This window comes from Lysinibacillus mangiferihumi, from assembly GCF_003049665.1.
Taxonomy (GTDB): domain Bacteria; phylum Bacillota; class Bacilli; order Bacillales_A; family Planococcaceae; genus Lysinibacillus; species Lysinibacillus mangiferihumi.
Map to the genome: position 1 here is coordinate 1 of NZ_PYWM01000064.1, position 7,538 is coordinate 7,538.

Consider the following 7,538-nt stretch of genomic DNA (forward strand, 5'->3'; position numbering starts at 1 on the left):
TTTACCCGCGAACCGAAGTGAAATACCCGCGAAGCAGAGTGAAATACCCGCGGAGCAGAGAGATACCCGCGAAGCAGAGTGAAATACCCGCGGAGCAGAGAGAAATACCCGCGAACCGAAGTGAAATACCCGAGGAGCAGAGCGAGATACCCGCGGAGCAGAGTGATTTACCCGCGAACCGAAGTGAAATACCCGCGAAGCACAGTGACCCCTATAAACCAAAGCAAAACGAACTCCCGGAATCATGGAACGCTCATATTTTCTGTAGTACTCGCATATTATTCCTTATGAAAAATTGGATAATGATAATTGCTGTGATTTGTTTAATTGGTGCATTATATATGCTGCCAGTAGCATTCAGTGAGAGACGAATCGATGATCATTCTAACAATTCCCCACAAAAGATGGAAAACGCCTGTGAAATATTCATAGAGGTGGAGGGACAAAAGGGAAAAATTCCTTTAGAAACGTATATAGTTGGTGTAGTGGCTGCAGAAATGCCCGTGTCCTTTGACAAAGAAGCTTTAAAAGCGCAAGCCATTGCTGCGAGAACCTATGCGCTGAAAACGACAAATTACGGTAAAAAAGCCATCGCACCTACTGTTGCAAGGCAAGTCTACTACAATAAAGAACAAAGAAAAGCCAATTGGACTAGCAATTTCCCGGGAAATGAAAAGAAAATTGTCGAAGCCATTACGGAAACAGAAGGACAAGTTCTTCTATATAATAATGAATTAATTACGGCGATGTTTCACTCAACGAGCAATGGTAAAACAGAGAGTGCTTACGGTTACAGTGGGAATGACTTACCGTATTTACAAAGCGTTACAAGTATGTCCGATCAAGCTTCTCCAAAGTTTGCAACAATAAAAGAATGGACGTTAGCCGAATGGAATGCGCTGTGGCCAGTTAAATGGCAGGCGAATGATTTCAGTCGTATGCAATTGTTTCTCAATGATTCAGGACGTGTTGAACGCCTGCAATTAGGTAAAAATGTATGGTTGGGCAGAGAGGTTAGAACACTCTTACAATTGCCATCAACAGACTTTAAGATTTCATATAATAAGAATACGGGCAAGGTTCAGGTAGCAACGAAAGGATATGGTCATGGCGTTGGTATGAGCCAGTACGGTGCAGATGCGATGGCACGGGAAGGAAAGAACGCTTCAGAGATTTTACACTATTATTATCAACAAATTGAGATAAAAAAAATAGATGCATGTTTAAAATAGCTTCTAGTTGTTCACACTGCAACTAGAGGTGATGAAAATGAGAGAGGATAAAAATAGTAAAACTTCTCAAAATGAAAAAGGACAATTGCAGAAAAAACCTTGGTTTTGGCCGGCGGTATACGCGGGTGGTGCATTAATGTTAGCAGGTATGTTATTTGGTTACAATAGTCTCGTGACAAAAGAAGAAGCACCATTACCAGATGTAGCGCAAGTAGACCCAGGTCCAGTAGTTGAAACAAATGCAAAAACAGAAACAATGAAGTATCCATTCAAGGAAGCAGAGCTTAGTAAAGTACAAGTTTCACAGGAATTTTATGATGTAGAAGCAAAAGAAGAGTCACGTGAGAATGCCTTAATGGTATTCAATCAAACATTTACAACTTCATCAGGCATTTCCCTTTCTATGAATGGAGAGGAATTCGAAGTAGTTGCTGCGTTAACTGGTAAAGTAATAGAAGTAAAACTAGATGCGTTCACAGGCAATAAAATCGTCCTAGAGCATGCGAATGGTGTGCAAACGCATTATAGTTCTGTAAAAGATATCGCTGTGAAAGAAGGCGATGAAGTAGCACAAGGTCAGGCACTTGGAAAAGCGACTGACAATGAGTGGAATCAAGCAGCTGGCGTTCACATGCATTTTGAAGTTCTAGAAAACGGTAAATACGTTAATCCGAAAAAATTCCTAGGATTTTAAAAAAGTCAGCAATTTAACGAGAAAGTGCAAATCGTGTTCTGAATAGCTTTGTCCTCACATAAGGTGAAGAAATGCGCAGACGTGCATCTGATGCCAAAGCCATTTTGTGAAATTGTGTGGAAAGGACGAGAACGTGCACGAGCACATTCGGAAGCGCTGCATACGCCTCGGTGAATTATTGATTGAGACGCGTGAAACTGTGCGTGTCCTCGCGAAAATGACAGGTTACTCTAAAAGTACGGTGCACAAAGATTTAACTGAGCGATTACCAACAATTCATGAAGGATTAGCTGATCAAGTGAAAGAAATTCTCGCCTACCATAAAGCCGTACGTCATATTCGTGGAGGAGAGGCAACGAAAAACAAGTGGAAAGAAAGAGCGAGTCAAGAATGATTCGTTCTTTTTTTGTACATTTCTATTTGTGTACATATAATTGAAGGAAAACAAGCGTAATAACTAAATTTAGGTGAAATTACCAATGGGGTGTGATAAAATATTCTAGATAAATAGACAATAGGAACGTTATGTAGTTGGAACTGGCGGGAAGGAGAATTTAAAAAATGTTTTCGAAGGATATAGGCATTGACTTAGGAACTGCGAACGTATTAATCCACGTTAAAGGCAAAGGAATCGTCCTAAACGAACCATCTGTGGTAGCAATAGATAAAAAGACAAATAAGGTATTAGCAGTAGGTGAAGAAGCTCGTCAAATGGTGGGTCGCACGCCCGGTAATATAACAGCAATTCGGCCATTACGCGATGGAGTAATTGCAGACTTTGATGTTACCGAAGCGATGCTTAGACATTTCATCAATAAATTAAATCTAAAAGGATTTTTAACAAAGCCACGTATATTGATTTGCTGTCCAACAAATATTACAAGTGTAGAGCAAAAAGCGATTCGCGAAGCTGCTGAAAAATCTGGTGGTAAAAAAGTATATTTAGAGGAAGAACCAAAAGTTGCGGCAATCGGAGCTGGGATGGATATTTTCCAACCAAGTGGCAATATGGTAGTGGATATCGGTGGTGGTACTACAGATATCGCAGTTCTTTCTATGGGTGACATTGTAACAAGTGAGTCTATTAAGGTTGCGGGCGACGTTTTTGATAATGATATTTTACAATATATTAAAAAAGAATATAAATTGTTAATTGGTGAGCGTACAGCCGAAGCAATCAAAATCACAATTGGCACAGTCTTCAAAGGTGGACGTAACGACTCAATGGATATTCGCGGTCGTGATATGGTAACAGGCTTACCTCGTACAATTACGATTCATTCAGAGGAAATTGAACGTGCATTACATGAATCAGTAGCCATGATCGTACAATCGGCGAAAAACGTGTTAGAAAAAACACCGCCTGAGCTTTCAGCAGATATTATTGACCGTGGTGTCATTATTACTGGTGGTGGCGCATTATTACACGGAATGGACCAGCTGTTAATCGAAGAGTTAAAAGTTCCAGTCTTTATTGCTGAACATCCAATGGATTGTGTTGCAATTGGCACTGGCATTATGTTAGAAAATATTGATCGTGTTCCAGCATCACTATAAAAATACAATGAGGTGATTCCTTTGTTTAAAGGGTTTTATACAGTAGCAACAGGTATGATAGCACAACAAAGACGAACAGAATTACTGACAAACAACTTATCAAATGCAAGTACACCTGGATTTAAGGCAGATCAATCTACCATCCGTTCGTTTCCAGATATGCTAATGTCCAGCGTAGGAAAAACAAATGCACCTGCCAATCAGCAAGCTGGCTCACAGTATATGAGTCAAGTTGGTGCACTCAATACAGGGATATATATGCAAGAAACATTGCCAAATTACATACAAGGTCAAATCTATAGCACAGATTTAACGACAGATATGGCCCTTATCGATGGAAACTTACCTCAAAATGAAGATGGTGTCTCTGGTTCAATTTTCTTCCGTTTAGCACATCCAAACGGCGGAGAAGCCTACACACGTAACGGGAATTTCACATTAGATGGTCAAGGCTATTTAGTAAATGGTCAAGGTCTCTACGTGTTATCTGACAACGGACAACGCATCCAGCTACCAAATGATGATTTCCGTCTTGATCAGGACGGTGGCATTTATGTGAATAACCAGCAAGTAGCGCGCGTAGGTGTATCATTTGCGGCCAATCCGAACATGCTACGTAAACAAGATAATGGCTTAATTCGTACAGAAAATGGAGAAGCCTTGCCGACTGCTTACGGTGCAAATGGTGTATCGTTTACATTAGGACAAAAATTTTTAGAGCGCTCAAACGTAGATTCTGGACGCACAATGACAGATTTAATGACAGCATACCGAGCTTTTGAAGCAAACCAAAAAGTGTTGCAAGCGTATGATCGAAGTATGGAAAAGGCTGTAAATGAAATCGGTAAAATATAATTAAGCGAACAGGAGGCGTTTTCACATGCTACGAACAATGATTACGGCAACAAATACAATGGGGCAATTGCAAAATAAATTAGATACAATTAGTAATAATATTGCTAATAGTGGAACGCATGGCTATAAAACACGTCAAGCAACGTTCAACGAACTTATGTATCAGCAATTTAATAATGATAAACAGGACCCAACTGTGCGTCAATCACCAGTAGGTATCCGTTATGGCTCTGGAGCACAGCTTGGACAAATTCAAACAAATCATAAGCAAGGTTCGCTTCAAACAACAGATCGTGATTTGGATCTTGCTTTTACAAAACCAAAGCAATATTTCAACATTTTAATGCCAGATGGTGAAAATGGCACAAAAACAGTGTATACTCGTCAAGGTGACTTTTATTTATCACCTTTAAATAATGGAACGGTGATGCTTGTCAATACAGATGGTTATCCAGTGGCAGATGCAAATGGACAGCCTATTACATTACCTGATAATGCAAAAGGTTTTATTGTTCGCAATGGAGGCATGTTAGAAGCTACATATCCGAATGGTGATGTTATTCGTACGGATTTAGCAGTAACGGAATTCCAAAAGCCGCAACTAATGGAGCATATTTCTGGTACATATGTAGGCTTGCCAGATAACTTAGCAGAGCTAGGATATACACAAGCCGAAGTTGTAACAGAGTTACAAGGAGCAAATCGTCAACAAATCGGCATGCAAAATGATGCACTCGAATTATCGAATGTGAGCTTGTCGAAGGAAATGACAGATTTAATCGAAACGCAACGTGCTTATCAATTTAATGCCAGAGCCGTAACACTAGCTGACCAAATGCTAGGGCTTATTAATGGTGTTAGATAAGTGCATTATTGAGTAAGAAATGAAGGGGTACAATATCTATGACAAACGATTCACGTCGACGTTCTGTGCCGACACAAGAAACCGAAACGCCACCAGAAGAGAAGGGACGTCGCTCAAACGGAGAGCAACGCGAGGTTCGATGGGTGCAAATACGGCTGATTCCGATTTGGTTACGAGTTGTACTTGTTCTTGTTTTAATCGTTGTTGCCGCTATTTTAGGTACAATGGTGGGCTACAGTGTAATTGGTCAAGGAAAAGCAATGGATGTCTTTAAATTAGAAACATGGCAGCATATATTTGACATTATGAATGGTAAAGAATAATAATATTCTTTACCATACTTTGTGTTTCACATAAAAAATCGAGTATTTTAAATCTAAAAGCGATTATACGTTGAAACCTACATCCTCTTTTGGACGTAAGGTATATATACATACTTATATTAGAGGGGGAAAAGAAATGTTAACAGCAGAGCAAATTCAAGCAATTTTACCACACCGTTATCCATTTTTATTTGTAGATCGTATTGTGGAATTAGAAGAAGGCAAGCGTGCAGTAGGTATTAAAAATGTATCGATTAACGAAGATTTCTTTAATGGACATTTTCCAGGATATCCTGTTATGCCAGGTGTTTTAATTGTTGAGGCATTGGCGCAAGTAGGTGGCGTAGCCTTATTAAAATCAGAACAATACCAAGGACGTTTAGTATTTTTAACAGGAATCGATAACGCTCGTTTCAAGCGCCAAGTAGTACCGGGAGATCAGCTACGATTAGAAGTAGAATTCGTTAAACTGCGCGGTGTAATGGGCAAAGGACATGGTGTAGCTACCGTTGATGGCGAGCTAGTTTGTGAGGTAGATATTTTATTTGCAATAGGGCCTGAACAACCAAAACAGCCTTAATTTGCAATTATAGGCTAAAAGTTATAAAATAATCTTGTCGAATAGTGTTCTTATTGTCAATTTTTTTTGACAGAATTTAGTTTAGTTTTTTTAATGCGATGGCATAGATAGTATTGTGAATTGAAATACATGTAATTTTAGGTTTTTTAAAAAGTAGGAGGATTATATAGATGTATAAGGAATTGTCTTCAGGTGTTAAAATTAGCATTACGCGTTCGATTTCAACATCTTTTGAATCATACTTAGCAAGTATTGGTTGGGAAGAAGAGCGCTTTTCTATGGAAGACTTCATTGCTAGCTGGCAGTCTTATTTTCAGGAAAATGCCGCTTGGATCGAAAAAATCCCAGCCGATGTTTTGATGAGTACTGAATTCCATGAAGAGATGGCACAAAAAATCGATGAAGTAATTGCAAAAATTTTAAATGAAGAACCAACCGCTAAACAAGTCGAAACAATCGAAGCTTTACAAAAAGAATTAGGTACAAACTATACCTATAATTGTAAAGCAGAAGCTGCATACATTGAGCATTTACTGAAAGATAAACAAAAATAGTTTTTGCACAAAAAATCGGATAGTTCCCTCCTTTCTCGGGCAATCTATGTAGGATCACAAATGCACATATTGTATTTGATGACATAGTACTCAAGAAAGGAGGTTTTTTATATGTGGAAAATGTCATTTTTAGCCATTATCCTTGCTACAGTATTCCTTGGAGGTTGTAACTGGGGTAATAATGCAGCTGAAACCCCAATGGAGAACGTGAAAAACGACGTTAAACGAGGTGTTAACGATGTAGAAGATGTCGTAGATCCGGATAGAAACGATAATGTCTACGATCGTAACGTCAACAATGGTACTGTTAACGACGGTACTGTAAATGATGGCACAGTAAGAGAAAAAACTGTTATGCCAGAAGCAACAACACCAGGTTCGAATGCGGATGTCAATGGCACAAATGGCTATGACAACGTACCAAATGCCAATGGTGTGAATGGTGCTGAACGAAACAACGGCACTATGAGAGAAGACCGCAACACAATGACTAACCCGTAAAAACAAAGTGATTCCGTTCAACCGGAATCACTTTTTTCTTTATGATTATGGAATTTGCGGAATGAGGTAGATTACCCGCGGAACGCAGGAGAATACCCGCGAAAGTAAAACGTTTACCCGCGAAAGTAAAACGTTTATCCGCGGAACGAAGGTAGATACCCGCGAAAGTAGAACGTTTACCCGCGGAACGAAGGTAAACCCGCAAAGTAAAAACGTTTACCCGCGGAACGCAGGAGAATACCCGCGAAAGCAGAACGTTTACCCGCGGAACGCAGGAGAATACCCGCGAAAGTAGAACGTTTATCCGCGGAACGCAGGAGAATACCCGCGAAGCAGCTTGTTTACCCGCGGAACGAAGGTAAACCCGCAAAGTAAAA

10 protein-coding genes are annotated in these 7,538 nt (G+C 39.7%); all 10 read left to right on the plus strand.

All coding sequences use genetic code 11. The annotated features are described in order from the left end of the window. Window positions 1–1,232: stage II sporulation protein D (gene spoIID, locus C9J37_RS26735; protein WP_235617267.1), on the plus strand; the 1,232-nt coding region annotated here is incomplete at its 5' end. A 37-nt stretch (window positions 1,233–1,269) separates the two neighbouring features. Continuing rightward, complete coding sequence (locus C9J37_RS26740; protein ID WP_107897828.1) at window positions 1,270–1,926, plus strand: M23 family metallopeptidase; 657 nt, start codon at window positions 1,270–1,272, stop codon at window positions 1,924–1,926. Window positions 1,927–2,059: 133 nt separating this feature from the next. After that, entirely contained in the window at window positions 2,060–2,320 is a 261-nt protein-coding gene (locus C9J37_RS26750) for a sporulation transcriptional regulator SpoIIID (protein WP_004269485.1), read from the plus strand. Between the two features lie 167 nt (window positions 2,321–2,487). After that, a complete protein-coding gene (gene mreB, locus C9J37_RS26755) occupies window positions 2,488–3,483 on the plus strand; it encodes a cell shape-determining protein Mbl (RefSeq protein WP_024362913.1) in 996 nt (331 codons plus the stop codon). 21 nt (window positions 3,484–3,504) lie between these two features. Next, window positions 3,505–4,338 (plus strand): flagellar hook-basal body protein, encoded by an 834-nt coding sequence (locus C9J37_RS26760; protein ID WP_107897829.1) that lies wholly within the window; start codon window positions 3,505–3,507, stop codon window positions 4,336–4,338. A 25-nt stretch (window positions 4,339–4,363) separates the two neighbouring features. Beyond that, window positions 4,364–5,203, plus strand: a complete 840-nt coding sequence (locus tag C9J37_RS26765) for a flagellar hook-basal body protein (RefSeq protein WP_107897830.1) — start codon at window positions 4,364–4,366, stop codon at window positions 5,201–5,203. 38 nt (window positions 5,204–5,241) lie between these two features. Next, window positions 5,242–5,526, plus strand: coding sequence for a DNA-directed RNA polymerase subunit beta (locus C9J37_RS26770; protein WP_024362916.1), 285 nt, complete (start codon window positions 5,242–5,244; stop codon window positions 5,524–5,526). A 136-nt stretch (window positions 5,527–5,662) separates the two neighbouring features. Beyond that, window positions 5,663–6,106, plus strand: a complete 444-nt coding sequence (gene fabZ / locus C9J37_RS26775) for a 3-hydroxyacyl-ACP dehydratase FabZ (RefSeq protein WP_107897831.1) — start codon at window positions 5,663–5,665, stop codon at window positions 6,104–6,106. A 170-nt stretch (window positions 6,107–6,276) separates the two neighbouring features. Next, complete coding sequence (locus tag C9J37_RS26780) at window positions 6,277–6,660, plus strand: hypothetical protein (protein ID WP_107897832.1); 384 nt, start codon at window positions 6,277–6,279, stop codon at window positions 6,658–6,660. Window positions 6,661–6,771: 111 nt separating this feature from the next. Beyond that, entirely contained in the window at window positions 6,772–7,161 is a 390-nt protein-coding gene (locus C9J37_RS26785; protein WP_107897833.1) for a hypothetical protein, read from the plus strand. Window positions 7,162–7,538: the final 377 nt, after the last annotated feature.

Coding starts and splice junctions, on each gene's coding strand:
- C9J37_RS26765 (WP_107897830.1), top strand. CDS start 4,364: ATGCTACGAACAATGATTACGGCAACAAATACAATGGGGCAATTGCAA.
- C9J37_RS26770 (WP_024362916.1), top strand. CDS start 5,242: ATGACAAACGATTCACGTCGACGTTCTGTGCCGACACAAGAAACCGAA.
- C9J37_RS26740 (WP_107897828.1), top strand. CDS start 1,270: ATGAGAGAGGATAAAAATAGTAAAACTTCTCAAAATGAAAAAGGACAA.
- fabZ (WP_107897831.1), top strand. CDS start 5,663: ATGTTAACAGCAGAGCAAATTCAAGCAATTTTACCACACCGTTATCCA.
- C9J37_RS26780 (WP_107897832.1), top strand. CDS start 6,277: ATGTATAAGGAATTGTCTTCAGGTGTTAAAATTAGCATTACGCGTTCG.
- C9J37_RS26785 (WP_107897833.1), top strand. CDS start 6,772: ATGTGGAAAATGTCATTTTTAGCCATTATCCTTGCTACAGTATTCCTT.
- mreB (WP_024362913.1), top strand. CDS start 2,488: ATGTTTTCGAAGGATATAGGCATTGACTTAGGAACTGCGAACGTATTA.